This is a genomic window from Streptomyces chartreusis (assembly GCF_008704715.1).
Taxonomy (GTDB): Bacteria; Actinomycetota; Actinomycetes; order Streptomycetales; family Streptomycetaceae; genus Streptomyces; species Streptomyces chartreusis.
In genome coordinates, this window is sequence record NZ_CP023689.1 from 5,639,819 (window position 1) to 5,665,471 (window position 25,653).

The 25,653-nt window shown below is 67.7% G+C and carries 27 protein-coding genes and 1 pseudogene; 18 read left to right on the forward strand and 10 right to left on the reverse strand.

All coding sequences use genetic code 11. The features are described from left to right. Positions 1-134: 134 nt before the first annotated feature. The 11 genes and pseudogenes from CP983_RS24735 to CP983_RS24785 form a co-directional block, all read left to right on the forward strand. On the forward strand, positions 135-491 hold the full coding sequence (locus CP983_RS24735; protein WP_150501843.1) for an SCO3933 family regulatory protein: 357 nt from the start codon (positions 135-137) through the stop codon (positions 489-491). Further along, a complete protein-coding gene (locus CP983_RS24740; protein ID WP_150501845.1) occupies positions 491-1,870 on the forward strand; it encodes an FtsK/SpoIIIE domain-containing protein in 1,380 nt (459 codons plus the stop codon). Before CP983_RS24735 ends, CP983_RS24740 begins: the two co-directional genes overlap by 1 nt. Positions 1,871-1,950: 80 nt before the next feature. Continuing rightward, a complete protein-coding gene (locus CP983_RS24745) occupies positions 1,951-2,622 on the forward strand; it encodes a DUF2637 domain-containing protein (RefSeq protein ID WP_150501847.1) in 672 nt (223 codons plus the stop codon). Positions 2,623-2,634: 12 nt separating this feature from the next. Then, positions 2,635-2,826, forward strand: a complete 192-nt coding sequence (locus tag CP983_RS24750; RefSeq protein ID WP_004986816.1) for a mobile element transfer protein — start codon at positions 2,635-2,637, stop codon at positions 2,824-2,826. 15 nt (positions 2,827-2,841) lie between these two features. After that, positions 2,842-3,036 (forward strand): hypothetical protein, encoded by a 195-nt coding sequence (locus CP983_RS24755; protein WP_150501849.1) that lies wholly within the window; start codon positions 2,842-2,844, stop codon positions 3,034-3,036. Between the two features lie 25 nt (positions 3,037-3,061). Next, positions 3,062-3,307, forward strand: coding sequence for a SpdD protein (locus CP983_RS24760; RefSeq protein WP_150501851.1), 246 nt, complete (start codon positions 3,062-3,064; stop codon positions 3,305-3,307). A 157-nt stretch (positions 3,308-3,464) separates the two neighbouring features. Further along, entirely contained in the window at positions 3,465-4,760 is a 1,296-nt protein-coding gene (locus tag CP983_RS24765; RefSeq protein ID WP_150501853.1) for a replication initiator, read from the forward strand. Next, a complete protein-coding gene (locus CP983_RS24770; RefSeq protein WP_150501855.1) occupies positions 4,753-4,935 on the forward strand; it encodes a helix-turn-helix domain-containing protein in 183 nt (60 codons plus the stop codon). The genes CP983_RS24765 and CP983_RS24770 overlap by 8 nt, the downstream gene beginning before the upstream one ends. Beyond that, the gene (locus CP983_RS24775) at positions 4,935-6,089 is read left to right on the forward strand and encodes a tyrosine-type recombinase/integrase (protein WP_150501857.1); all 1,155 of its coding nucleotides are present in this window, start codon (positions 4,935-4,937) and stop codon (positions 6,087-6,089) included. Before CP983_RS24770 ends, CP983_RS24775 begins: the two co-directional genes overlap by 1 nt. A gap of 577 nt (positions 6,090-6,666) precedes the next feature. Beyond that, on the forward strand, positions 6,667-8,238 hold the full coding sequence (locus CP983_RS24780) for a pentapeptide repeat-containing protein (protein ID WP_150501859.1): 1,572 nt from the start codon (positions 6,667-6,669) through the stop codon (positions 8,236-8,238). A 255-nt stretch (positions 8,239-8,493) separates the two neighbouring features. Continuing rightward, positions 8,494-9,078: pseudogene (locus tag CP983_RS24785) on the forward strand (recombinase family protein); the annotation flags it as partial. Between the two features lie 349 nt (positions 9,079-9,427). Here the strand turns inward: CP983_RS24785 and CP983_RS24790 are convergent. From CP983_RS24790 to CP983_RS24800, 4 genes are all read right to left on the reverse strand, one after another. Next, a complete protein-coding gene (locus CP983_RS24790) occupies positions 9,428-10,300 on the reverse strand; it encodes a hypothetical protein (protein ID WP_244364959.1) in 873 nt (290 codons plus the stop codon). 184 nt (positions 10,301-10,484) lie between these two features. Continuing rightward, entirely contained in the window at positions 10,485-10,781 is a 297-nt protein-coding gene (locus tag CP983_RS24795; protein ID WP_150501863.1) for a hypothetical protein, read from the reverse strand. Positions 10,782-10,947: 166 nt separating this feature from the next. Further along, complete coding sequence (locus tag CP983_RS44070) at positions 10,948-11,100, reverse strand: hypothetical protein (RefSeq protein WP_167537758.1); 153 nt, start codon at positions 11,098-11,100, stop codon at positions 10,948-10,950. Next, on the reverse strand, positions 11,097-11,387 hold the full coding sequence (locus tag CP983_RS24800) for a hypothetical protein (RefSeq protein ID WP_150501865.1): 291 nt from the start codon (positions 11,385-11,387) through the stop codon (positions 11,097-11,099). Before CP983_RS24800 ends, CP983_RS44070 begins: the two co-directional genes overlap by 4 nt. Before the next feature lie 109 nt (positions 11,388-11,496). Between CP983_RS24800 and CP983_RS24805 the strand changes: the two genes are divergently transcribed. Both CP983_RS24805 and CP983_RS44795 read left to right on the forward strand, forming a co-directional pair. After that, positions 11,497-11,748 carry a hypothetical protein gene (locus CP983_RS24805; protein ID WP_150501866.1) on the forward strand — a complete coding sequence of 84 codons (252 nt, stop codon included), beginning with the start codon at positions 11,497-11,499 and terminating at the stop codon, positions 11,746-11,748. A gap of 444 nt (positions 11,749-12,192) precedes the next feature. Further along, on the forward strand, positions 12,193-12,396 hold the full coding sequence (locus CP983_RS44795) for a DnaA ATPase domain-containing protein (RefSeq protein WP_373309827.1): 204 nt from the start codon (positions 12,193-12,195) through the stop codon (positions 12,394-12,396). 1,134 nt (positions 12,397-13,530) lie between these two features. Here CP983_RS44795 and CP983_RS24820 read toward each other — a convergent pair. Beyond that, positions 13,531-14,214 (reverse strand): recombinase family protein, encoded by a 684-nt coding sequence (locus CP983_RS24820; RefSeq protein WP_150501870.1) that lies wholly within the window; start codon positions 14,212-14,214, stop codon positions 13,531-13,533. A 215-nt stretch (positions 14,215-14,429) separates the two neighbouring features. Here CP983_RS24820 and CP983_RS44800 point away from each other — a divergent pair, with 215 nt between their 5' ends. Together CP983_RS44800 and CP983_RS44805 are read left to right on the forward strand one after the other, a co-directional pair. Beyond that, positions 14,430-14,594 (forward strand): hypothetical protein, encoded by a 165-nt coding sequence (locus tag CP983_RS44800; RefSeq protein ID WP_244364960.1) that lies wholly within the window; start codon positions 14,430-14,432, stop codon positions 14,592-14,594. Between the two features lie 48 nt (positions 14,595-14,642). Further along, entirely contained in the window at positions 14,643-14,789 is a 147-nt protein-coding gene (locus CP983_RS44805) for a hypothetical protein (protein WP_229914778.1), read from the forward strand. Here the strand turns inward: CP983_RS44805 and CP983_RS24830 are convergent. Both CP983_RS24830 and CP983_RS24835 read right to left on the reverse strand, forming a co-directional pair. Next, positions 14,786-15,082 (reverse strand): hypothetical protein, encoded by a 297-nt coding sequence (locus tag CP983_RS24830; protein WP_150501872.1) that lies wholly within the window; start codon positions 15,080-15,082, stop codon positions 14,786-14,788. The genes CP983_RS44805 and CP983_RS24830 overlap by 4 nt on opposite strands. Then, positions 15,079-15,417, reverse strand: a complete 339-nt coding sequence (locus CP983_RS24835) for a hypothetical protein (RefSeq protein WP_150501874.1) — start codon at positions 15,415-15,417, stop codon at positions 15,079-15,081. The genes CP983_RS24830 and CP983_RS24835 overlap by 4 nt, the downstream gene beginning before the upstream one ends. 128 nt (positions 15,418-15,545) lie before the next feature. Between CP983_RS24835 and CP983_RS24840 the strand changes: the two genes are divergently transcribed. The 3 genes from CP983_RS24840 (at position 15,546) to CP983_RS24850 (ending at position 17,741) form a co-directional block, all read left to right on the forward strand. Beyond that, positions 15,546-15,851, forward strand: a complete 306-nt coding sequence (locus tag CP983_RS24840) for a site-specific integrase (protein ID WP_229914777.1) — start codon at positions 15,546-15,548, stop codon at positions 15,849-15,851. Between the two features lie 36 nt (positions 15,852-15,887). Next, positions 15,888-16,178 (forward strand): hypothetical protein, encoded by a 291-nt coding sequence (locus tag CP983_RS24845; RefSeq protein WP_150501875.1) that lies wholly within the window; start codon positions 15,888-15,890, stop codon positions 16,176-16,178. A gap of 234 nt (positions 16,179-16,412) precedes the next feature. Next, the gene (locus CP983_RS24850) at positions 16,413-17,741 is read left to right on the forward strand and encodes a pentapeptide repeat-containing protein (RefSeq protein WP_167537759.1); all 1,329 of its coding nucleotides are present in this window, start codon (positions 16,413-16,415) and stop codon (positions 17,739-17,741) included. Positions 17,742-17,808: 67 nt separating this feature from the next. Here CP983_RS24850 and CP983_RS24855 read toward each other — a convergent pair whose 3' ends face one another. The 3 genes from CP983_RS24855 to CP983_RS24865 form a co-directional block, all read right to left on the reverse strand. Beyond that, a complete protein-coding gene (locus CP983_RS24855; RefSeq protein ID WP_150501879.1) occupies positions 17,809-18,051 on the reverse strand; it encodes a hypothetical protein in 243 nt (80 codons plus the stop codon). A gap of 205 nt (positions 18,052-18,256) precedes the next feature. Next, positions 18,257-18,769 carry a DUF4265 domain-containing protein gene (locus tag CP983_RS24860; protein ID WP_167537760.1) on the reverse strand — a complete coding sequence of 171 codons (513 nt, stop codon included), beginning with the start codon at positions 18,767-18,769 and terminating at the stop codon, positions 18,257-18,259. Between the two features lie 2 nt (positions 18,770-18,771). Beyond that, complete coding sequence (locus CP983_RS24865) at positions 18,772-25,635, reverse strand: RHS repeat-associated core domain-containing protein (protein ID WP_150501883.1); 6,864 nt, start codon at positions 25,633-25,635, stop codon at positions 18,772-18,774. Between the last annotated feature and the right edge of the window lie 18 nt (positions 25,636-25,653).

Sequence of the window (25,653 nt, forward strand, 5' to 3'; positions counted from 1 at the left end):
TCTCCCGAACTCGTACACCCCAACAGGCATACTCGTATAGACGAGTGGCCAAGTTGTGTGGCAAGGTGGTCGGTGTTCCCGGAGATCGGGTTCGAAGGCTGCATCTTGTATAGACGAGTAGATGGGGAGAAATCTTGCGCACCATCCGTGTGGAGACCTCGGCCGCAACGATCCTGCTGACTGAGGCACCCGAGCCCAAGGTCCGCGACCGGCAGACCGGCGAGATCGCCAAGGACACCGTGAGCGGCGAGGCGCTGATGACGATCGGCGTCGTCTACATCGAGGAGGGGGAGTCGTCCCTGATCAAGGTGACCCTTCCGGAGAGCGGGGTGTCCGAGGGGCTGACGCTCGGTGCTCCGATCTCGCTGCCGGGGCTCGTGGCCCGGCCGTGGGAGAGCGTGTTCAACGGTCAGCAGCGTCACGGCATCGCGTACCGCGCCGCCGCTGTCACTCCGGCCGCGTTCCCGGCCGTCACCGGGGCCGCTGCCTGATGACCGACATAGCGACGCTTCTGGAGGTGGGTGGTCCTGTCGCCGCGCTCGGCGGCGGCGGGGCTGCCTACGCCCGGGCCAAGCACCCCGGGATCTACTGGTCGACGGTCGGCCTACCGATGTCCACGGCTCGGCTGCTCAGCTCGTACGGCTCGGTCATGGAAGCCTGCGGCCTGACCGTGGCGCCCTCCCGGCTCCGGGTCCTGGCGGTCAAGGCCACCACCCGCCGCGAGGTCCGCCCCGTCCCGCCGCGTCGCGGCATCATCCGCCCCACCATGACCGGGCTCCGACTCCGCCTGCGACTCGCACCAGGGCAGGAACCCGCCGACGTCGCCGCCTCCGCCGAACGGCTGCGGCACGCCTGGGGAGTTCACGCCGTCTACGTCACCACCATCAAGCCCGGTGTCGTAGAGCTGCGGCTGGTCGGCTTCGACGTGCTGCGCAAGGTCCGTATGCCGCGCAAGGTCGCTGCCGACTTCCTGAAGGTCCCGGTGGCCCTGCGGGAAGACGCCACGCCCTTCGTACGCGACTACCGAACCGTCCCCCACGGCCTCACGCTCGGCGCCACCCTGTCCGGCAAGTCCATGTACCTGCGGCATCTCGTCGCCGGGCTCGCCCGACAGCCCGTCGCCCTGGTCGGCATCGACTGCAAGCGGGGCGTCGAACTGGCACCCTTCGCCCCGCGCCTGTCGGCTCTCGCCACCGACCCTGACCAGGCCGCAGAGTTGCTGCCCGCGCTCATCAAGGAAATGGAGGACCGCTACGACCTGATCAAGGTCCGGCAGGGCATCGCCCCGGCCACTCCGGACGAGGAAGTCACCTCCGACATCTGGGGACTACCCGAGCACGAACGGCCCGTGCCCGTCGTCTTGCTCGTGGACGAGGTGGCCGAACTCTTCCTCGTCGCAACGAAGAAGGAAGAGGAACGCCGGGACGAGATGGTCACCCAGCTCATCCGCCTCGCCCAGCTCGGCCGCGCGGCCGGCATTTATCTGGAGGTCTGCGGGCAGCGCTTCGGCGCCGAGCTAGGGAAAGGAGCGACCATGCTGCGAGCCCAGTTGACCGGCCGCGTCTGCCACCGCGTCAACGACGAAGCCTCCGCCAAGATGGCACTCGGCGACATCGCCCCCGAAGCGGTCTCCGCCGCCTGCGCCATCGCCCCCGAACAGCCCGGCCTCGCCATCGCCGGTGACACCTCCGGTGGCTGGTCCCGCATCCGCACGCCCTACCTCTCCCTCGCCGACGCCGCCAAGACCTGCCACGCATCGGCCCACCTGGTCCCCGACCTGCCTGCGCTCAAGCCCTTCCGGCCCCACGTGCCCGTACGGCTGGTCGAGCCCGCGGCCCCGGTCGTGAAGCCGCGCCCGGTGACCGACTGACCTGCCCCCCACCGGTCGGCGTGACCGCCTCGCGCCACGTCCCTACCCCTCCCATGCCTGAATCCGGAAGGAGCCGCAGCATGCGCGCCCAACTGGCCCGTATCGATGCGGTGCTCATCCAAGCCGTCATCGCCGCCGCCCTGTCCTTCGCCCACCTGCACGACGTCGCCTCGGCGGCCGGACAGGACGGGTGGAAGGCGTGGGCCTACCCGGTCTCGGTCGACCTGCTGCTTGTCGCCGCCTGGCGCCGACTGCGGAACGGCGACGCGAAAGCCGCCGGGTGGTGCTGGTTCGTCATCGCACTCGTCGCCTCCCTCGGCGCGAACGTCGCTACGGCCGGACTGCTCGACATGGAGCACGTGCCAGCCTGGCTGCGCATCCTCGTGGCGGGTTGGCCCGCGGTTGCCTTCCTCGGCGGCACGCTCCTCGCTCACTCGGCGCCGACTGAGCAGGCCGATCCCACCGCGAGCCAAGCGACCGAGACTCGGGACCAGTTCGAGGACATCGAGGACCAGGAGGGGACGCCCGCCCCTGTACTGGAACTCCCGGAACCTCCGGCCGCCGAGCCGGATCCGATCCCGGCCCTTGCTCGTCCGCCCGCCGTCTCCGTCCCGGCCGCCCTCGTGGAGCACGCCCGCAAAGTCGCCGCCGAGCACCACACCCGCACCGGAACGGCCATCGACACCCCAACCCTCCGTGCCCGACTCGGCGTCCCTCCGCCGATGGCCGACGCCATCGCCGCCCAGCTCTGAGAGGAGAGATCCATGAGCGCCAACCGTCGTTTCCGCTCCGTCACCCGCATCGGCCCTGTACAGGTCGGCACCTCCTACGACGGCCGTGGCCGGGAGAAGCACACCGCCGCCTGCACAGCCCCGCGCTGCGGCTTCTCCGCCGACTACGACAGCCGCGCCGCCGCCGAACTCGCCGCCCGCACCCACCGCTGCCCCGTCCGCTGAAAGGACTCGCACCCCGTGACCGTCAGCCTGCCGCTCGTCGTCGTCCTCGGATTCTTCGCGTGGGGAGCGGTCAAGTTCCTCGGCGTCCGTACCTGGATCGTCGCGCTGATCGCCCTCTTCGGCTTCTGGCTCTCGCACACCTTCATGGCCCCGGCCATCGAGTCCGGCACGCGCTCCGGCGTGGACGTCATAAACGACTCACATGACTAGACGAGTAGATAAGGAGAGTCCCGCCGTGTTCCTGCCCAAGTACCCCGACAGCCCCACTCCGCCGCCCGCGCACATCCACGTCCCGGCAGCCCCGGCCCCTGCACAGCGCGCGCTTCCGCAGGTCTCCATCAGCAGCGGCGCGATAGCGACCGTGATCGTCGGCGGAGTCGTGCTGACCGCGCTTCTGGCCGCCGTCGCCGTCACGGCCATCTCCGTAGCCGTCGCTGCCGTGGTCCTGCGCTCGCTGCTCCGCGAACACCACCGGCGCTGAAGGCGCCCGGCTCCCGGGGCGGCTCGACACGACCAAGCATCCGCCGCCCCGGGAGTCCGTCACTCCTGACCGAGCCAGTCAGAAGGAGAGAGCCATCCTGTCCCGCGCCACTCCGGCCCCACTCCCGGAACTCGCCAAGCTCGCCTCGCACGGCACCCTGCCCGGTATCCTCCGCCAGCTCTCCGGCCTTGGCGGTTGCACGCACCCGATCCGCCTCGACGGCCACCGCACCGAGTACGACGTGAACACCCGCACCGGCGAGATCGGCAACATCCTCCACCGCCTCGACTCCTCGACCCTCCCCGCTGGCCACCTCCTCGTCCGCTGCAACAACCGCCGAACGACCCGCTGCGCGGCCTGCGCTGAGGTCTACCGTCGCGACACCTTCCACCTGATCACGTCCGGCCTGCGCGGAGGCAAGGGCACCCCCGAACGCGTCGCCGCCCACCCCCGCGTCTTCGCTACCTTCACCGCACCGAGCTTCGGCCCGGTCCACAACCGCCCCACCGGCCCGGCCGGTTCAGTCCGCCGCTGCCGTTGCGGCACCCTCCACGACCAGGACGACGACGCACTCGGAACCCCGCTCGACCCCGACACCTACGACTACGAAGCCGCCGTCCTGTGGAACGCCCACGCCGGACCGCTCTGGCGCCGCTTCTCGACGTACCTGCGCCGCGAGGTCGCCAAGCGCGCTGGCCTCACACAGCGCGCCTTCCGTCAGTACGCCCGGGTGTCGTTTGCCAAGGTCGCCGAGTACCAGAAGCGCGGTGCTGTCCACTTCCATGCCGTAATCCGCATCGACGGCCCGGAGGGCGGCGAGACGCCACCTCCCGCGTGGGCCACCGCCGAGCTGCTCGCCGATGCCATCAGCACCGCCGCTGCCCACGCACGCGTGGACGGCCCGGTCGTCGACGGACGCGCGCACACCTTCGCCTTCGGCCGCCAGCTCGACGTACGCACCATCCGCAGCGCCGACTTCGATGGCGGCAAGGAACTCACCGAACGAGCCGTCGCCGCCTACATCGCCAAGTACGCCACTAAGGGCGCCGAGACCGCCACGGGAGCTCTGGACCGCCCGCTCAAGTTCCTCGCCGAACTCGCCCAGCTCGACATCAGCGACCACGCCCGCCGCCTGATCCGAACCGCCTGGACCCTCGGCGCACGCAAGGACCTCGAACACCTCCGCCTACGGGCCTGGGCTCACATGCTCGGCTTCCGCGGCCACTTCTCCACCAAGTCCCGCCGCTACTCCACGACCCTCGGAGCCCTCCGCGATGCCCGTGCCGATTGGCGCCGTGCCCAGGCGGCAGCAACAGCCGAGACAGCCCCGGACACGACCCTCGTCCTCTCGCACTGGGTCTTCGCCGGAACGGGCCTTTCCTCCGCCGAAGCCTGGCTCGCCGCGTCTCTCGAACCCGCCCCTGGAACAGAAGGAGAGCCGACGTATGCGTGACGACGAGCTGCTGACGGTGGCTGAGGTCATGGCGCGACTCAAGCTCGGTCGGTCGACGGTGTACGACTTGATCCGCTCCCGTCGGCTCCCCTCGATCACTATCGGCCGCTGCCGCCGTATCCCTGCACGGGCTCTCAGCGACTACATCACCAACGAAATGGAGGCGGCAGCCTGATGGCCGGCCAACGTAAGCGCAACCCGAACGGCGCGGGCACCATCACCAAGCGCAAGGACGGCCGCTATCAGTGCGCGGTCTACGTGCTCCAGCCGGATGGCACCCGGGCCCGGAAGTTCGCCTATGGCAAGACCTGGCAAGAGTGCGACACGAAGCGCCGGGAGCTCCTGGCCAAGGTCGACCAAGGCGTGCCGGTGCCGACCCGTTCGGCCAAGCTCTCCGAGTGGCTTCCGTACTGGCTGGACAACGTCATTAAGCCTCGTCGGAAGCTCAGCACCTACGACAAGTACGAGGCGCACGTCCGCATCTACCTGGTGCCTCTGCTCGGTGCCAAGCGGCTCGAATCCCTCGGCGTCGCCGACGTGCGCCGCTTCCTCGTCCGCCTGGAAAAGGAGACAACTGCGGCAACCGCCAAGGAATCGCACCGAGTTCTGCGCTCGGCTCTGTCGTCCGCCTGCCGCGAGGAACTGATCACGCGCAACGTCGCCAAGCTCGTCGAGCCGCCACGTACCGACAACCGAGAGCTGAAGCCCTGGACCCTCGACGAGACGCTCGACTTCCTCGCGGCCTCCCGAAAGGACCCGCTCTACGCGGCCTTCGTGCTCGCCATCGCCATGGGCTTGCGTAGAGGCGAGATCGTCGGCCTCCGCTGGTCTGACCTCGACCTCGACAACCGCGTCCTCTACGTCCGCCAGCAGACCCAGCGCCGCCGTGGCGTCCTGTACGACGACGACCCGAAGAGCCGCCGTCGCCGAGCTGTCCCGCTGCCCGCGCTCTGCATCGCGCCCCTTCGCTGGCACCGGCTGCGGCAAGCAGCTGCTCGCACCAAGGCGGGGGAGAGGTGGCATGAGTCCGACTACGTCTTCGCCACCCGCACTGGCCGCCAAGTCGAGCCCCGGAACATCTACCGCTCCTTCACCCGCGTCGCCGAGTCCGCCGGCCTCCGCGTCATCCGCCTCCACGACGCTCGCCACGGCACGGCCACCCTCCTCACTGCGGCCGGAGTAGCACCCCGCGTCGTGATGGAGATCCTCGGACACTCACAGATCAGCATCACCATGGACGTCTACACGCACGTCGTGCAGGACACCCAGCGTGAAGCCATGAGCCACATGGACCGGCTACTGCGAAAGCGGTGGCCCGGTCGTCAGTGACCCACCCCGTTGATGTCAGAAGTGGATGTCAAAGACCCCGGACCATGATCGGTCCGGGGTCTTTCGACTGGTGCCCCCGGCAGGATTCGAACCTGCGACACCCGCTTTAGGAGGGCAACAGAGCCTGTAGCCAGTGGCTCCTACCTGCATCTTTCGTCTTCATGATGACACCAGAAGCGCCTGGGAGTGCAGGTTTCGCCTGTGGTTCACGGCTACCTCAGGGGTTCCGATCTCCTCCTGGGGGACTCACCGGAGCTCCCGCACGGGTTGCGCCCAGGCCTGGGCGAGCTGGACCAAGCACTCCGCCAAGACCGGTGTGCCGCTCGCTGGCTACCTCGAAGTGATCGACCAACGGGACGACAATGCCCTGCTCGGCGTGCTCTAGGCGTCCTGACGGCCGTCGACCGGCAGGCGCAACTCCGGCACCCCACCTATGGGTGCCGGAACGCCGCCGAACGGCCGCCTCAGCACGACGAGCGGACTCGGAGGGCGCCCATGGTGAAGGGTGGCACGAAAACGGAGGCGGTATCACCAGGCCCGGGCGTCAGACGGATGGCACGCCCCACTCCTGGTGCGGGTGGAGATCGTCGCCCTGCTCGCCATCATTTGCGCCGGCATCGCGGGCTGGCTGATCTACTTCCTGGTTGTCGACGACCGCGTCGACAACGCCGCGGAGGCCATCAAGACCACGCTCGCCATCCTCACGCTGGTCGGCGCCGTGCTGGCTGGCGTGTATGCCTACCGCAAGCAGCGCATCGCCGAGAGCGACGCCCACCGCGCCGACGCCAACCAGTTCGCCGACCGCTACACCACGGCGGCCGAACAGCTCGGCCACGACAAAGCCGCAGTCCGCCTCGCCGGCGCCTACGCGCTCGCCCGGCTCGCAGACGACTGGGAAGAACAGCGGCAGGTATGCATCGACGTCCTGTGCGCCTACCTGCGCATGCCCTACCAGCCGGAGCCGGACCCGGATGCCCCCGGACACAAGGAGGGCGAACGCGAAGTACGGCACACCATCATCCGACTCATCGGCAACCACCTCCGCCTGCCCGCCGAGCACCGGCACTCCTGGCAGGGCCTCGACTTCGACTTCACAGAAGCCACATTCGACGCCGGGGACCTCTCTGGGGCGGTGTTCTCCGGCGGCAAAGTCTCCTTCAACAGGGCAGTGTTCTCCGGCAGCAGCGAGGTCGACTACACCGGCGCCAAGGTCAGCTTCAGCAAAGCGAAGTTCTCCGGCGCTGAGGTCGACTTCAGCGGCGCGGAGTTCTCCGGCGGCTCGGTCTACTTCTACAAGGCGGAGTTCTCCAGTGCCAAGGTCGACTTCAGCAAAGCGAAGTTCTCCGGCGCTGAGGTCGACTTCAGCTACACGGAGTTCTCGGGCAGCACGCTCTACTTCACCAGCGCGGAGTTCTCCGGCGGCTCGGTCGACTTCAGCGGCGCGAAGTTCTCTGATGGCAACGTCGACTTCCACAAGGCGGAGTTCTCCGGCGCCAAGGTCAACTTCACCGTTGCGGAGTTCACCGGCAGCACGCTCTACTTCACCTTCGCGGAGTTCCCCGGCAGCAACGAGGTCGACTTCACCGGCGCTGAGGTCGACTTCAGCAGAGCGGTGTTCTCCGGAGGCGAGATCTACTTCAGAAGCGCGAAGTTCTCCGGCGCCAAGATCGACTTCAGCGGCGCGAAGTTCTCAGGCAGCAAGGTCAACCTCAGCGCGCAGTTCTCCGGCGGCTCGGTCAACTTCTACGAGGCGGAGTTCTCCGACGGCACAGTCGGCTTCACCGGCGCGGTGTTCTCCGGCGCTGAGGTCGGCTTCAGCGGCGCGAAGTTCTCCGGCAGCAAGGTCAACCTCGACGCATTTTTCATCGGCGTCAAGGCCGACTTCAGCAGAGCGGTGTTCTCCGGCGGCACAGTCGACTTCAACAATGCGGTGTTCTCCGGCCGCACAGTCGACTTCTCCGGCGCTGAGGTTGGCTTCAGCGGCGCGGTGTTCTCCGGCAGCACAGTCGACTTCACCGGCGCGGTGTTCTCCGGCGGCTTCTTGGACTTGCGAGATGTCAGCTCGTGGGCGACGCCGCCCCGCTTCCATGATCAGGTACTGGGTCACCCACCTGCCGGACTACTCCTCCCCTCCCCAACTGCGGGTTGATCTAGGGGCTCACATATCCGGCTTTCGTCGCCCGTGTGAGGGATCGACACCGTGCCTGCCGGGCGGGACGCTCTGCAGAAAGTCGCCATCAGGGCCCGGTCGCGGAGCGCGGTCGGGCCCGCGCCGTCCAGCGGCCGATCGCAAGCTGACGTGCTCTCACGACCCCTCGCGAGGCGCCGGTAGAGGCTCACGGAGTCACAGTTATGCCGCTGGGGATGTCAGTCCCACGCGGCATCACGCGCTCATGACCTAGCAGTTCAGGAGAAGATGATCCGCACCTGGTGTCGGCAGCAAGGCCACACCATCGGGCGCGAGGTCTTTCGCGACGAGGGTTACTCAGGGACCCTTCCTGCTCCCGAGCGTCCCGCGCTTGCTGATGCGCTTAGCGAAGTAGAGGACGGCCAGGCAGCAGGGATCGTCGTTGGCCGGCTCGACCGGCTGGCCCGTCGTCTCGTTACGCAGGAAGCCATCCTGGCCCAGGTGTGGAAAAACAACGGGCGCGTCTTCACTGCTGACCAGGGCGAGATCCTCCAGGACGATCCCGAACACCCCATGCGTACGGCCATGCGGCAGATGATGGGCGTCTTCTCCGAGCTGGAGCACTCAATGATCGTGGCCCGGCTGCGGGCGGGGCGTAAGGAGAAGGCAGTCCAGGGCGGGTACGCCTACGGCGCCCCGCCCTACGGCTGGCAGGCCGTTGCCGGAGAACTTGTCGAACAGCCTGCCGAACAGATCGGCCTCGTCCGGGCTCGTGAACTCCGGGCGGCGGGTGCCTCACTTCGCGAGATCTGTCGCCGCCTGGAAGCGGAGCGGCTCCCGCCGCGCCGCAGTGATCGATAGCATCCGGAGGCTGTGCGACGGATGCTTCAGCACGAGGCGCCGTATACCCTCCGGCCGCGCACGACCTGAGACCGGGTGTCGTACCAACGCTGGTAGCAGTGACGCCATCCCTGCAGCTACCAGGCGGAAGGCAGGATGAGGCCGTCGGGCAGGGGCTCCTCAGACGCTGGCACAACACCCGATGGCGGTCGCCCCCTCGCAGACGACAGGTCCACCGTGGCACCGGAGAACGTTGCGCCGCGGAAGGAGACGGTTTCGCCGGAGAGCGCCGCACCGAGGAAGACGCTGCCGCCGGAGAGCACGCCGCAGAAGTCGACCGTGCTGCCAGAGAACGTTGCGCCATTGAAGGTCACTGTGCCGTCGGAGAAGGTTGCGCCGCGGAACGAGATTGAGGCGTCGGAGAACGCCGCGCGGCTGAAGTCGACTCTGGCACCGGAGAAGGTCGCACCCCTGAAGTCGACTTCGCTGTCGGAGAACGCCGCGTCGCTGAAGTCGACCGTGCCGTCGGAGAATGCCGCCCGCGGAAGGTGACCTTGCCGCCGGAGAACGCTGCGCCGCTGAAGTCTCCACCGTCGAAGGTGACACTGGTGAAGTCGAAGCGAAGGCCTCGCCATGAGTGCAGATGGTCCGGGAGAAGACGCAGGTGGTCGCGGATGAGGCGGATGACCGTGTGTCGAACTTCTCGTAGGGCCTGGTAGGTGTGCCGGGTGTTAGCGTCGCCGTCAGCCAGTTCGCCCTCGGCGGTGTACGGCAGGCGGAGATAGGCGCACAAAACGTCGATGCAGGTCTGGCGTAGAGCGGGGGTGGGGGCGTCGTCGGCGAGGCCGGCGAGGGCGTGCACGGCGCCGAGGGGTACAGCCGCGGACTCGTTGCCGAGCTGGTCGACAGCGGTAGTGAACCGCTCGGTATGCAGGCGGGTGGCCTCGCGCAGGGCGTCGTCCTCGTTGATGCGCTGGCGCCGGTAAGCCACGACCAGGGCGACCAGGGCGCCAGCGCCGGCGACCACGCCGAAGGACAGCTTCGCCAGGTCGAAGAGCGTATTGGAGCCGATGCGGTGCTCGGCCTTCAGCCCTTCGGCGCCGAGCAGTTGCCACCCGGCATAGAACACCACGGCGGCTGCGACGACCGCCGTGGCGAAGGCCAGGAACAGGACCCGGCGGATCGGCCACAGGCGCAGGCCTTGCGGCTGTTCCCGTCGACGCCGGGGTAGGAGTGCTCTCACCCCTCCACCACAACATCACGGATCGCCACCCGTGGCGGCAACGCGCCGCCGCACGTGGCCTGTCGCCGTGATGCCGCATGGACTGGGGACTCACTTATCCGGAGTCCACTCGTGCCCGCTCGGTTCGTTCGGCGTCACGGTCCTGCCGGTAACAGTGACGCCGGGTCGTATATCTGTGGAGCCGCTACTCGGCCCACCACGCGTCAATGCTGTCCAGGCGGAAGCGCACCACCCGCGGGGTGCCGGAGGAGATGCCTGGGCCTTCCATTGCGCGCAGGTGCAGGAAGTGCCCGAAGCCAGGCGTGGTGCTCGTCAGCTCGCCCGGTGGTGGCAAGGACTCCGCGAAGCGATCCGCGGGGACCACGCGGCCCTTGAACCGGACGCCCCCCACCACGACGCCCAGCTGGTACGGGCCACCGGGCGGATCCCCCACTTCCACATTTTCCTGCATGTCCCGGAGCACTTTGTCGAGGTAGTCCATGTAGCTAAGCGTGGGCACGCGGATGATCTTCCGCATGCGCTGGTAGCCATCCGGGCGTTGGACGGCCTCGACGCATGTTGCACCGATAACCTCCAGCCCTCCGGAGCCGGAGGGCTGCGGGTAGGTCCTTCGAAGCCACGGTCACGCCGGTAACAGTGTCAGCCACTCAACGCCTCTCCAGGAGGACATGGAGCAGGGTGACAACGGCCACCCCGACCAGGAGAGCGGTCCCGAAGGCGGGGTGCAGGAAGGCGACGTACGTAGCCCCGGAGCCCGCGAGCAGCAGGACGGCCGTGCGGACGTCGATCGGCCCGTTCATGCGGCCCCCCTCCGTCCCCGAGAGCGGACCGCCCGCTGAGCTCGGACCATTCCCCCATCTCCCTCGTCGACCAGGCGCTGCACGCGCTTCTTCAGGCGCTGGAGGGCGTCGTCGAACGCGCGCCGCGGAATCTGGTGCTCCCGGGCGGCGCGCGTGAAGTCCCAGTCATACGCGAGCAGCAGCGCGCACAGCCGCGCCTCCTTGTCCGACGCCACGTCGCGGAGCACGCGCTGCAGGGCATCACGTACCAGCACCTGCTCGTACGGGTCGACGAACAGCGTGGCCACCTCTAACAGGCGGGTATGGCCGGCCAGGTTGATGCGCTGCAGCTGTGCGTCCCGCTCTTCGTTCCACCACCGCTGGTAGACGTCGGCGAACTTGCTGAGCAGAGGCCGCGTGAAGTACGTCGTGGGGTTTGGCCGTAGTAGGGCTCCGTACAGGATCGACCTTGTCGCAGCCTTCCTCCGAGTCGGAGAACTCGATAGCGCGCAGATCGAATCGTTCGCCGTGACGCGGGTCCCAGCGCTTGCTGCGCAGAGCGATATCGACGAACTCGGGCAGTACCTCGAGGACGGTCTGCACGGCGAGAGCGATGCGGGTGTCGACGTCGAACAGGCGTTGGCGGCCGCCTTCCAGGGAGAAGGATGACGTCCAGCTGTCTGCGGCCCGGACCCGTCGGGTGATCGTGCTGTCCCGCATCCAGCTGTTGAGTGCCGTGACGCCGTAGGCCCACAGACGATCCTTTAGCCGACGCGTCTCCGGGCCGTCGAAGCGCTCGGCCCGGGCGCGGGCTACCTGTTCGGCATCGGCAGCGAGCCGACGGCGACGAGCCAGCACCGGGTCCTCGTCCTCCAGCATCCCCGTGGTGGAGCCCCGTTGCGCCGACAGCGCTCGGAGTAGTGGGTGCGTAGTCACACTGATCCCTTCAACCATCGTTCTACGTCGTTACCGACGTCTGTAGGGAGCAATGGACGAAAATCTCGCGCGGCAATGTCCCGTGATTTTTGGGCGGGGGATTTCCGTCCCAGCGCCGATCGCGGCTGACGCGCCTTCCGGTAGCAGCGACGGCGCCGAGCTGGTCAGCTAGCGCACGTGCCCTATGTGGGCTCCCAGGAGTTCATCAACTTCATCCGGGACGGCAAGGGCGACAGCTTCCGCAAGCGGTACCGGGAGATGGACATCCTGATGGTCGACGACGTCCAGTTCCTGACGGGCCAGGACCCGACCGCAGGCAGAGCTCTTCCCCCACCTTCAATGCGACCGTCATGCACGCCGACCGCAAGATCTGCGTACTGAGGGCGAGACCCGCTCCCACTGCATCCAGGTCACAGAACTCACGAACCGCTTCAAGAACTGCTGGCCAAGAACGACGCCATCTCGGGCGGCTCCGGCCGAGGCTCTGCGAGCGGCTCGATCGTCGCGTCCCCCCTCGGCACCACCGACCGCACCCGACCTCGACCGTGCACGGCGCGCTCCGCAACATCAAGGACGACAACGATGAGGACGACGACCTCGTCTTCCTGAAGTCGATGCCGGACTTCATTGTGGCGAAGGTCGAGGTGTCCATTGAGCAGTAGCAGGCCGTCACGAGGTTGTCTGCGTAGCCGCTCTGGGCTGTGTTCGACGACTGCGTGACCTGCCACAAGGAGCTCCTGGAGGGCACCGCCGGCATCGACCGCGACGCGAACCTCGACGTCGAGTGCGGCACCGACAAGGAGTTCCTCCCTGTCATGCAGGACAAGGACGAGGGGCCTCAACTCAGCTGTACGAGGTCAGCGGCAACTTCGCGGCATAGATCAGGGTCGCTCCCCACAGGCTGGCGCGCCGACATAGAGATGTCCGTCACGGGCAAGCTCGAGCAGAACGGCCATTGCACACGACGGCCGCAATGCTGCAGGCGCCCGCTGAGCTGCGGTTTGTGCTCCTTGCCGCCTCGCTGTCAGTGCGGGGCCCATAATTCGCCCTCTGCTGCGTCGAGTTGAGCGCGCGGGCACAGTGCGCGCCCCAGGTTTGTCAGTCCCGTGCCTTAGATTCGACGGTGCGCCAACCCTTCGCATGACGAAGGGAGATCCTTGGGCGCGGCCCGCCTCCTACAGCTGCCGCAACCCGCTGGATCTCCCTCTCGCCTGTCGTCGGGTCCCACCGCTGTGATCGAGACAGGAGACCCATGAACGAACGTACCTCACGCCTAGGACATCGCTCCTCCGCAGCGCCCTCAGCGGAGGAGCCGCCGTTCCTTACGGTGCACACCACGGTGGTGCTCCTGGCAGCGCTGTTCATCGGCTGCGTGGGCGGGGGTCTTACCTTCCTCAGCGGCAGCCCACTGGCCGGAGCCGTCCTTGCCGGACTCGCCGGCGGGGGCGCCAGCGTCCCCGTATTGCGCTCCCTGATCCGATAACCGGGAAGGGGCCGGAGGGATGTGCCGCATGGTCACCGGGGTCCAGGGAGGGCCGGACCCCGGTCGCCGGACACGAGTGCGTCGCGGCCAACCCTCAGTTCGGGCACGTACTTGTACAGCGTCGTGCGCGAGACACCGAGCAGCTTCGCGATCGAGGTGACCGTGTTCTCCGGCTGCACGAGCAGGGCCCGGGCGTGCCGGATCTGTTCCTCCGTCATCGCCGGAGGCCGCCCGATGCGCTCGCCGCGGGCCCGCGCTGCCTCCAGGCCCTCGTGCGTGCCCTGCACGATGAGTTCCCGGATGAACTCCGCGAGGGCCGCGAACACGTGGAACACCAGCCGCCCGCCTGGGGTGGTTGTGTCGAGCGCCTCGTGCAGAGACTGGAAGCCAATGTCTCGCTGACGGAGACCCCCCACGATCGAGATCAGGTCTTGGATCGAGCGTCCGAGGCGGTCGAGGGAGGGCACCACGAGGGTGTCCCCAGGGCGGAGGTAGTCGAGCGCCGCACGCAGTTCCTCACGCTCGGCGTCCTTGCCGGACTTCTTGTCGGAGAACACCCGGACGCAGCCGGCCGCTGTCAGCGCGGCGATCTGGCGGTCGAGCAACTGACCTTTCGTGGATACGCGCGCGTACCCGACACGAGCGCCGGACGGACTGGCGGGGAAGATCCCCAGCGGGCCTTCGGCGTCCGCCCATTCTGTGGGGGTCGTCGTCATGCATGACACCGTACAGAAAAGGGGCCTGGCGCGTTGTTGGACACCCAGAGTTGTTGAACACCCTTGTTGGACACCGGAGGTCGAATCCAGCACGGCATGTCGACGTCTCGGCGTCGTTGTCCAACAATCGATCGATTAATGGACATCCTCTCCCGACGGGCAGTCAACTGCCATGCTGAGCAGCTGAACTCCCACCTCACCCCTTGGAGAGCACTGTGGAGCTGAGCGCCACCGGCGAGCCTGCCATCGTGCAGGAAGACACTCAGGTCCACGTTGGCATCGACCTTCGGCTGGGCACTCTCACCCTCACCCGGAACGGCAAGGACCTCGCGGTGTACCACGCCCTGGTGCAATTCGCCTCTGCCCACGCGAACCTGTAGTCAGCGCAGGGGGTCAAGTTCTCGGCGAAGGGGCCGGACGGCAAGTCCGTGGGATTGACCGTGGATCTCCTCAACGACGCCTGGGACGGCCCCCGGGCCGACGTTCCCGACGCGATCTGGAAGGTCGTGGCCCTCGCCGCGACCTCCGCCGGAGACGTCGGCATCACCTACGCGCCTCCTGGCCGCGCCGGCTAACTCGCCTGCGGTCCGCTCCCGCCGTTCCTGCGGCGCAGGGACCACCAGTGCCGTGGATGTGCCGGGGGCTCCAGGGCGGGGCGCAGCGCTTCGTGGAACGCCTCCAGTGCCCGGGTGATCCGGTTCTGGTCTGCGTAGTTCTCGCCGATCGCGGTGAAGACCTCTTCCGCCGCCGCGGCGAGTCCCGGCTCCTGGCGCCTCATCAGCGGCGCGACGGCCGCCCCGAGTCGACCAAGGGGTGCCGCCAGTCCCGCCGCCGACACAGCGCTGTCCCGATCCCACTGGCCGATCACGGTGGCCGCGTCCCCGTAGCCGCCATGACGGCCGGGAACCCCCGCTGCCCGGGCCTCGCGTACGCTGCGCCGCCCCGGACCGCCGCACGCAGTCCGACCGCCGCCTTCGCCTTCCAACTGCCCCACAGATGGTCATGGGCGTTGCCCGCCGCCTTCACGGCCAGCACCGCCGCCACGAGTTCGTCAGCCTGCGTTTCGAGCGCGGCCCGGTCCGCCGCGGCTTCCTTGCGGGCCGCCGTCCCTTGGGTACGTCTGTCGTTCTCCCACGCTCCGAGGAACAGGAGAACCACGGCGCCGACTGCGCCAGGCAGCGCGTCGAGAAGTGCATCGCTCATGTGCACCGGGACACCGCGACGGGCCTCCCGGGTTCCAGCAACACCCCGAGAAGGTGCGAGATCGATCTCCAACGCGGATGTTGGCCCGGTGCGATCCCGCTCGGCCGGAGGACTCACCGCAGCAGGTTGTGGAGCAAGGCGACGACCGCAAGGCCGGCTTCCGAGACCTGGCCCTGATGACGATGCACTTCGCCATCGCCGGCCCCGAACACGAACTCGCCGGACTGCGCACCCGCGACATCACCGAGGGGCGCGGCCTGATCGTGAACGTGCGGGTGTCCAAGGTCGCGCCCCGCAAGGTCGAGGTCCTCTACGGCTCGCGCGCCTACCTCTGCCCAGTCCGCGCGTGGCGCCGCTGGAAGGAGGCCGCCGGCCTGGACTACTTCGCCTTCCGCCGCCTGCACAACCGCTGGCACACCGCACGGACGCGTTGACCTTCGGGCGGTAGCCAACGGCTCTAATGTCGCAGCATGACGGAACCGATCCCCAGCGCCACCCAGGCCGTTCGCTTCGCTATCGAGTTCCTGACTCCGTATGTGGCGGCGGACACCGAGCAGAAGCGCGAGCAGGCGGCCGAGTACATCGCGCAAAGACTCAGCGGGCCCGATCCCCTCGACCCCATTCACGTGATCCGGGGCCAGCTCTACCTCAACGAGCTACTTCTGCTGTCCCTCGCCAAGGCCAACGGCTCCCAGCCCGAGGGGTACCGGGACTGGGCCTTGGAGTGGCTGCGTACCAACTCCCCGAGGTTTCCCGAGTAGGGGTGTCGGTATGAGCTGTGTCACCAGCCGCATTTGGTACCGACCGACCCCGTGAGCTGCGGATCAGGTGAAGGCGTCGGCGGGTCCGAGTCTCGTGGTGTTTCACTTCGGGCGCCTCCATCCGGGGGTACCGCCACCCACTGCCCCGGAGTGGTGCCACTATCTCGCGGCCGGTTCCCCTAGGCAGGAACTGTGATGACTGCGCTCCATCAGCGGCGGGCCCAGGCACGCCGCATGCGGCGCCTGCGCCGGCTTGGGACCTGGGTGCTCGCCCTGGGTGGCGCCCTGGTGCTCGCGGTCGGTCTGCCCTGGCTGGTGTGGCGAGGGCCGTACCTGCTCGACAAGGGATACATCAACACGACCACGCTGGGTCAAGCCGGCGGATCGGCTGCGCTGATCACTGGCCTGCGCACCGCCCTCGTGGCGTGTGCGGCCGCGATCGGGGCCGGAGTAGCCCTGGTGTACACGATCCGCAACTACCGGCTGACCCGGCGCGGGCAGGTCACCGACCGGTTTACCAAAGCCCTGGAGCGCCTCGGGTCCGACCACAGGTATGTGCGGATCGGCGGAGTGTTGGCGCTAGAGCAGATCGTCCAGGACGCCCCCGAGCAGGCCACCCACGCCGCCCAAGTACTGGGCCACTTCGTGCGCGACCGCGCTCCGGCCCGCCCAGGCTCACCGAATGGCTCGGACGGCACGCCAACTACGACGGACACTTCACTCCCCATGCTTCTGGAGGCAGACATCCAGGTGGCCTTGACCGCTCTAACGCGTCCCCAATCGCGCACGCACGTCGACGATTTCGAAAGGCTCTACCTCGGAACCCTTCACCTTCCCGGCGCTCTCCTGGACGGGGCCGACCTCACCGGCGCCAAGCTGGTCGGGACGAACCTCACCGACGCCAGACTGTTCACGGCGAACCTCACCGGCGCCGACCTGAGCCAGGCGGACCTCACCCGCGCCTACATGTCCGGGGTGAAGCTCACCAGCGACCCCACCAATCCCGAACTGTTCACGGCGAACCTCACCGGCCCCAACCTGAGCCAGGCGGACCTCACCCGCGCCTACCGGTCCGGGGTGAACATCACCGGCGACCTCGACAGGGGCATGGCCAGGGCCAAGCTGGTCGGGACGAACCTCACTGGCGCCGACCTGAGCCAGGCGGACCTCACTGGCGCCGACCTGAGCCAGGCGGACCTCACCGGCGCCGACCTGAGCCAGGCCAACCTCACCGGCGCCAACCTGAGGCAGGCGAACCTCACCAGTGTCAACCTGGGCGACGCCATCCTCACCAGCGCCAAGCTGGTGGGGGCGGACCTCACCGACGCGTACCTGGCCAACGCGAACCTCACCGGCGCCGACCTGAGCCAGGCAGACCTCACCCGCGCCCACATGTCCGGGGCGAACCTCAACGGCGCCTCCCTGCCCGGGGCGAATCTCTTCGGGGCGAACCTCGGAACTGTCATGGGATTGACAACGGAGCAAGTCAGGTACGCGTCTGTCGGTGCGGAGACGGTGCTGCCGCCCGGCCTCAGGATGAATGGGGGGCCGTCCACCACCTGAGGAGCAGATCGCCGTCTGCGGCTGTGCCGACGACCCGAACCTGCCCCACTGGCAAGCACGAACAAGATCACCGGCGTTTGCGGCTGGTGACGAGCTTGATGGCTTTGGCGACCAGCAGTGCAGCGGGCCCGGCGACGTAGGCATCGACCTGGCGGGGGTCGCCGGGTGTGAGGCTGGCGATGGTCAGGATCGACCGGTCGACGGCGGCGACGCCATCGCCCAGGCCGTCCTGGGCGGAGCGGTCCCGGTCGCCGTCCACTTCACCGGGCACGTCCTGGACTCTGCGATCCTCCCGGTCGCCATCGGCCACGGCATGATCGTCGACCGCGCAGCCTGACTCGCAACTAGCCCGAGCCCTCGGGTCTGCCTTCTCCCCCTCCGGTGCTCCGACCGCAGTCGGAGCACCCTTTCGTGTCCGGACCGACATCAGTTCCGTGGGGCCGGCAAGGTGAGGGGCCCGGCTTGAGGAAGCAAACCGGGCCCCGTTGGCTCTTCTTGAGTTGGCCTTGCAGGGCCTAGGAGGTGCTGTTCACTTGACTTCGGTGAAGTGTCGAAATCGCGCTTTCCTGGAACTCAAGGTCGCCGGATTCGCGGCGCTGGGCCAACCACGGCCGCACCTCTGCGTAGTTGACCGTCGGTGGGATATCGACGGCCAGGAGGTTGAAGCGGCTCGTGGTCTCCCAGCTACAGCCCGCGTCACGAAACTGGTTCTCCACTGACTCCCGGAGGTTGCGGCGCAGGAAGACGACTCGGATGGTCGAATGCCCGGACTCCGACGCGAAGCTCTCGAAAACGAGCTCACGTCTCTCATTGTCCGGCCGGACCCGGATCAGGTCCCCGTATGCGATGCCCGGCACGAAGAACGGTGTGTTCACCACCCTGATCTCGAACCTGACCTCCGTCTTCTCGCCCCACAGGCGCTCTACCGAGACCGGCGGCCAGTCCTCCCGCTCCGCTTCAAGGTCAAAGGCGACCTTGAACAGGTCCGCACCACTGGCCGAGACCGGCCGCTCGCTTGATTCGGACACCTCTACTCCTCGGGCAGGTGTTCCCGCAACTCGTTGTCCCATTGTTCGACTGTCTTCGAAGACTTATCTCTGTTGCACCGCCGACACGCCACGCAGCCGTTGTGCGGTGACCCGCAGCCTCCCTGCGCCTTCGGAATCTCGTGGTCGATCTGAGCGTCGTCCGGCTGCCCCTTGACGGCGTTGCCGTTGGCGTCCCGTGAAGCCCGCCGTTCTACCGTGCGGCCACAGTAATCACACGTGAGGACCCCGTCGTTCGCCTCAAGATTGGCGTCGTAGACCTCCTGCCGACCGGCATCGGTGAAGTTGTCCCCCGAACGGTCGTCCGGGTGGGTTCCGCAGTTGTGCACGAGGAGGGGAATTTCCTCGGTCAGCACGTAGTACGTGTGAGTCTCGCTGATGGTGAGATCGTGGGTGCGCTGGCGCTCGTCGAAGGAGCGGGTGGCTGTCAGCTCGGCTGAGCGGCCGTCTGCGGTGTGCAGGCGCATGCCGGGCTTGAGCTGTCCGGCTTCGACCCACCGCCGTTCCGAGTCCACCCAGAAGGGGTGGGTCGTGGTGGATACCAGGGTCTCGGTCTTGCCGGACTTTCCCTTGAACGTCAGGTCGACGAAGTGCTTGTCGTCCTCGGTGACGATGGTGCCGACGACTTCACGGACCTTGGTTGCCCCCGTCTTGGGGTCGGTCACCACGACCTTGTCGCCGAGTTTGACCTGCTCGATCTTCTTGGTCTTCCCGCTGCCGAGGAGCACCTTGGTTCCGGGCAGGAAGCTGTGCTTGCCACTGATCGGGCAGGAGCCGCCGTCCTCGTTCTTCTTTCGTTTCTTTAGGGCCTCTGCTGCTTTCTTTCTGGCGTCCGCCAGCTTGTCCGCCGCATTGGACAGTCCGGCTCTCGCCTTGCCGACGGCCTTGTTTGCCTTCCACAGGTCCCGGGCTCCGCCGATCAGGTCGCCGACCAGGCCAGTAACGCGCTTGGCCAGTCTGAAACCCTTGGCCCAGTCCCACGGTGCGCCGTACTTGGCGAGGATCTTGCCCGCCAGACCGCCTGCGAAGCTGCCGGCGATGTTGAGCAGGGTCTCGCCGCAGGATCCGACGTCACCGCTGGAGATGCAGTCGAGGGCCGCGTCCACCCCCAGGATGTCCCGGGCGATCTTGACCAGGGCCTTGCCTGCGGATTTGATCCGCTGCTTGGCGGAGGACTGCTGGGCTTGCGCCCCCGCCAGGTTCGCGGAAGCCGCGCTGACCTCGGACTGAGCGTCGACGAGGTCGTCTGGTGTATAGGAGACCGGCTGGCCTCCGCGACACTCGACGCGCGGGTCCTCGCACGCCACGTTCTTCAAACCGCTGGGGTCGGCGTTCGTGACGGGCGAGTTGGTCGCGTACGCGTAGCCGTTGATCTGCTGTGGCTGCGTGTAGTCGATGATCGGGTCGACGGAGATGAACTTGCCGATCACTGGGTCGTATTCACGCGCCCCCAGGTGGGTCAGTCCGGTCGAGGCGTCGATGGTGCCGCCAACGTAGCCCTTCTCGCCCGGCCAGGTGCCGGTGTTCTCGCCCCGTTCGACGCCGTAGGGGTCGAAGCGGCGCTGGCTTATCGCGCCGGTCGTGGCGTCGATCGCCACCTCGCCCGTGCCGTGGTGATCCGAGGCGACATAGGACAGCTTGGCCGCGGTGCGGACCGCGACGGTCTGGCCGGCGAATTCGTAGTAGCGGGTGGCCTCCTTCTTGGTGCCGTCGGCCGACAGCTTCAGCTCGGTACCAGGCAGGTAGACGGTCGTGCCCGAGGAGTCCTTGCGCAGCAGTCGGTTGCCGGAGCCGTCGTAGATGTAGCTCGTCTTGGAGGTGCCCTTGGTGGCCTCGCTCAGCTTTCCGAAGTCGTTCCAGACCAGCGACTGGGCGTTGCCCCCGATGGTGCGTTTGGTGGTGTTGCCCGAGTCGTCGTACTCGTACGTCGACTGTCTGTCCCCGGTGGGGGTCTTCTCGGTGACCTTGGTGAGCTGGTGCGGGCCGTCGCCTGCGGCGCCCGCGGTGCCGTACTCGTAGCTGCGGGTGATGTTCTTCGCGGTGTCGAGTCCGGTGTCGTGGAGCGTCTCCGTGACGCGGTTGCCGATGGCGTCGGTCTCGTAGGACTTCCAGTACGGTGCCGGGCCGCCGAGCGCGTTCGATCCGGGCGCCGATTCACAGGCGGTCGGTCCCGCACCGTTCACCGGTGTGGTCGAGCCGCGGGTTCCCGCGCCGGCTGCGGTCGTCGCCGTGGCGGCCGGGGTCCAGGCGTCCGCCAGGCGCTGACGGCTGTCGTACGCGAAGCACTGCAGGTCCGGCGAGGCCGAGTTCGCGGTGTCCGCGATGGACAGGACATTGCCGGCCTGGTCGTAGGAGTACTTGGAGTCCTTCGCCGGTGCGGTGGCACCGTAGACGTCGACGACCGAGCGGGTCAGCCGGTCGGTGCCCGTCTCGTAGCTGAAGGTCTGCCAGACCTTCTTGCCGCTGCCCGAGTACATCTCCAGTTGCTGGAGCTGACTGGTGCGCGAGTAGACGGTGTTGGTGACGTACGACGTGGAGCCCGTCATCGTCTGAGGACGCTGCAGGGCATCGTAGGAGTACGTCAACGCCTCCGCCGGCAGGTCGCCGATGGCGGGCAGGCCGGTGCTCTGGACGGTGCCGTCACGGTTGTACGTGGTGCTGAAGACGTAGGTGCCGGCCAGGGAGCCCTGCGACGCCGGGACCTGGTAGGCCGTCTTCAGCGGGCGGTAGAACTCGTCCATCGACTGGACGGCGGTGGCGAAGTACTCCGTCGGCGAGACGTAGCTTAGGAAGCCGAAAGCCTTGCCGAGCCAGCCCGCCTTGTCATACCTCGTCTCCGACAGCTTCGTCCCGGTGGTGGGCTCGCCCTGCCAGGTCGTGGCCACGCGGCCGAGGCTGTCGTAGACCGTGGAGACCTTCTTGTTCCGACCGTCGTACGTGGCGGCAGGCCGGTCCAGTTCGTCGTACTCCGTACGCGAGGTGCCCGCATCCGGGTCGATCGACTTGGTTTTGCGCCCCAGTTGGTCGTACTCGTAACGCCAGACGTTGTCCTTGGCGTCAGCGACCGTCTCCAGCAGGTTGCGGGTGTTGTAGGTGTACTTCGTCGAGTCGTACGGCACGCCGTCACCGGGTGCGGAGCCCCGGTAGTGGCGGATCTCGGCGACAGCGCCCTGCCCGTTGGTGATCGTCGTCGTGGGCACGCCGCCGGTCGGCGGGTCGGTGTGGGTGCGCTCGCCGTCGTAGGTGGTCGTCGTGCGCCACTGCTCGGCGCCGCTGACCGCGAATATCTCGGCCGTGGTGCGGCCCAGGCCGTCGTACTCCAGCAGGCTCTGCGCGCCGACCTGGCTGTCGCTCACCAGCTGCAGTTCGTCGGAGGCGGCACCGTCAGCGTTGTAGGTGGAGTTGGTTTTCCTGATGTTGCCGGTGCCGTCGTAGAAGGTGTCGGCGGCCATGTGCGTGCCGTCCGGGCCCTCGGTCTGGATCTGCCGGGGCCGCAGCAGGCTGTCGTAGAGCTGGTACTCGGCGCCGTAGGTGCCTTCGTTCTCGATCTTCTCGGTCTTGATCGAGGTGACCTTGTCCTTGCGGACGTTGTACGAGTACTTGATGCTCGGTGTCTGGGTCGACGCCCGGTCCGCCAGCCACACCGAGGTCAGGCGGCCCAGCGCGTCGTAGGCGAGGTCCGTTCGCCTGCCGTTGGGGTCGGTCTGGCCCTTCGACATGCCCCAGGCCGGGGCATAGTCGGTGGTCGTGGCGTGGTCGAGGGCGTTGTAGACGACCGTCTTCGACAGCAGGCCGTTGGTCTCGGTGTAGACCGTCCTGGTCTGGTTCTGCTTGGCGTCCTTCTGGGTCAGCGGACGACCGTAGGCGTCGTAGGTCGTGGTGCCGGTGACCTGGTACGTCGCCGTGGTGCCGTTGTGGGACGTCAGGCGTTCGGTCTTGGTCGCATCGCCCTTTGTCGGCGCCGCGCCGTAGGCGCCGCCGTCGTAGGACGTGCGCTCGTCGGCCAGGACCTGCGTCTTGTAGTCCGGGGTGGCGGAGCACTTCACCGACACCGACTCGCTGCGCGACGGCAGCGACAGGATGTTCTGGCTTGTGCTGTCCGCGTACCAGGTGCGGGTGCAGGAGTCGTCCTTGGCGGTGGAGACATCGCCGAAGTCCTCGATCTGCGTGACCCGGCCGCCCTTGGCGGTGTCGTATGCCGTCGTGGACTGCGTCTCCCGCCAGGTGCCGTCGGACTTCAGCTGGAAGCCGCGGCCGGTCTGGGTACGCACGATGGAGGCGCGGGTGGTGCCCCAGCTGCGGGTCTGGGTGGCTGTGTAGTGCCTGAACGGGGTCGCGATGGTCTTGGAGACCATCTCGCTGCCGTCGTAGGTCGCTGCCTCCAGCTGGTGGCCGGTGAACTCCTCGTCGTCCGTGTACGTGGCGCCTGTGGAGTCCTTGACCGTCACCGAACGGGTGCCGCCGGCCGGGTCCGCGTCGCCGTTCATGCCCTGCATGAAGGTGTAGTCGATGCGGGTGGTCTGCTTATCTGCGGTGCCGCTGGTGACGGTGACCTTGCCGTAACCCTGCCAGCCGCCCCAGGTGAGGTACTTGTCGTCGGTGATGCCGTCCGGCTTCGCCTTACGCCAGGCGGCGTCGCCTTCGTATGTGTAGCGGGTGACCATCGAGTCGCTGCCGCCGGTACGGTCCGTCTCGATGACCGACGACACGACGTACTTGTGGAACCAGTCCGTGATCGGCTCGGTGTAGCCAGGCGGGGCCCACTTCACCGGATAGCAGCGCTTGGTCGACTCGCCCGGCTTGGGCAGGGCCGCCTTGGTGCAGTCGGTCGCGGCATAGGTGACGTCGAGCTGAGCGCCGGTCTCGCTGAGAACCATCGACAGACGGAACCGGTGGAAGGGCGCGATGTTGTCGCCGACCGCGTCGACTCGGTTGGCGAGTTGCTCTCCGAAGAGGTCGACGGACGGCAGCTTCACCGCGGTGCCGGCGCGGCCCTCGTGCTCGATATTCGACAGCCACAGGGTCTTGGAGTCGTCGCCGTTGTCGGTGAACAGGTGCGACAGGGTCCAGGCATCCACGTCCTGGTAAGTCGTGGCGTCCTTGCGCATCTGCGTGACGACCGACGTCAGGCGTTTGGTCGTGAAGAACGTCTGGACCGGCGAGGTGCACTTGGTGTCGACCTTGCACTCCTGGTCGACCGGAACGTCGGGCCAGTGTGCGGCGTTGGCCGTGGTGCGCTTACTCGTCGCACAGTCGAATTCGGCGGTGGGCAGGCAGCGTTCGGCGACGTTGAACACAATCCGGGCCGGCGCCTTCGCCGCGTAGACCTCGCCGTCGCGCTGGCCGTAGTCGATGCGCTTGAGGTAGCCGCCGCGGTGGTACGAGGTGCCGTTGACGTCCGTCTTGCCGTTGAGGGCGTAGTAGTTGGTCTCGCGCCCGTAGAAGTAGGACATCACGTTGCCGTGTGTGTCCTTGACATAGTCCAGGCTCCACCGCCAGGCCTGCTTGCAGTGGGCGCTGGTGAAGGTGGCGTTGTAGCAGGGCTCACCGGAGTCGTCGCCGAAGACCGGAGCCGTCCAGACGGAGTTGGTCTCCTCGTTGCCCGTGGCCCAGCCCGGCAGACGATTGAGTCCGAAGAAGTACTCGGTGCCGTCCGGAGTCGTGATCTTCCAGTGCTCACCTGTGTCGGCCGTGGTGCTGCCCTCGTCGCCGTTGGTGGCGCCAGAGAGCTTCTCGACCTTGGTGCCGTCGTCGGACGACATGTGCCACTTACCGGTGGTGTCGTCCTTGACCAGCTCGCCGGCGGCGCCGTTGAGCATGACGGTGGCGTTGTCGAATGCCCAGCACTGCTCACCGGAGCCGGCATGGCCGTCCTCGGAGCAGGGCTTGTAGCGGCGTTCGATGTAGCCGGGGTCGTAGGAGAAGCCCTCACCGATCCAGGAGCCCTGGTTGTTGGTGGCTGAGGTGCGGCCGTCCGCGGACTGGGAGGAGTAGCCGAGGCCCACGGTGGGGACCTGGCCGCCCGGGGCCGGGACGGAGCGCAGCGGATAGCTCCAGCTGAATCCGCCGGAGGAGGTGGCGACGTTCCAGCTGGACGACGGGGACAGCGCCGTCGCCTTGTAGGTGCCCTGGGCGCTGGACGGTCCCGCCGCCACCGCCAGCAGCGAGGTTGTCGTGGTCGCCATGGTGGAGACGCCGCCGGCCGGCGCCGGCGCGGCAGTCACGTCCGCGGAGACCGTGCCTGCCTTCACGTTGTTCACCGTGGGCAGCACCTTGGGGTGCTGCGGGCACTCCTTGCTGCCGGGCGTGGCATGCGCGGCGCACGCGGGCAGCTGTACGAGGCGCAGCCGGGAGGCGTAGGAGCCGCCGAAGCCCTCGGCGAAGTCGGAGTAGTCGACGCTCAGGCGGACCTTGGCGGGCTTGGTGCCGCCGTCGGCCCGCTCGATGCCGAGGAGGGCGCCGGCGCCGAGTTTCGCGGCGCGGGCCGGGTCGAGGACGTCGATCTGCACCTCGGCGGGTGCGGTCTTGGCGGCCTTGGTGTTCTTGGGTTTGAGGACCTTCAGCGGCAGGCCGCCGGCTTTTGCGGTGGCCCCCAGTTTCACCTCGGTGCTGCTCTGCTTGGGCCACTTCGCTTTGTCGAGTCCCTTGACGGCGGCCTTGCGGGCCGGGTCGGAGGGGCGGGACGTGGACTTGGCGTCGCGTCCCTTGGCGGGGTCGCCGTCGTCCTGGACGCCGGGGCGGCTGGTGCGGCCCCGGGCGTTCTCGTCGAGCACCACTGCCTGAACGGTCGACGCGGACAGTGCGAGGGAAAGCCCCAGCACTGTCGCGACGACCGCTCGTCTTGGCATGCGGCGGCTCAGTGAGCG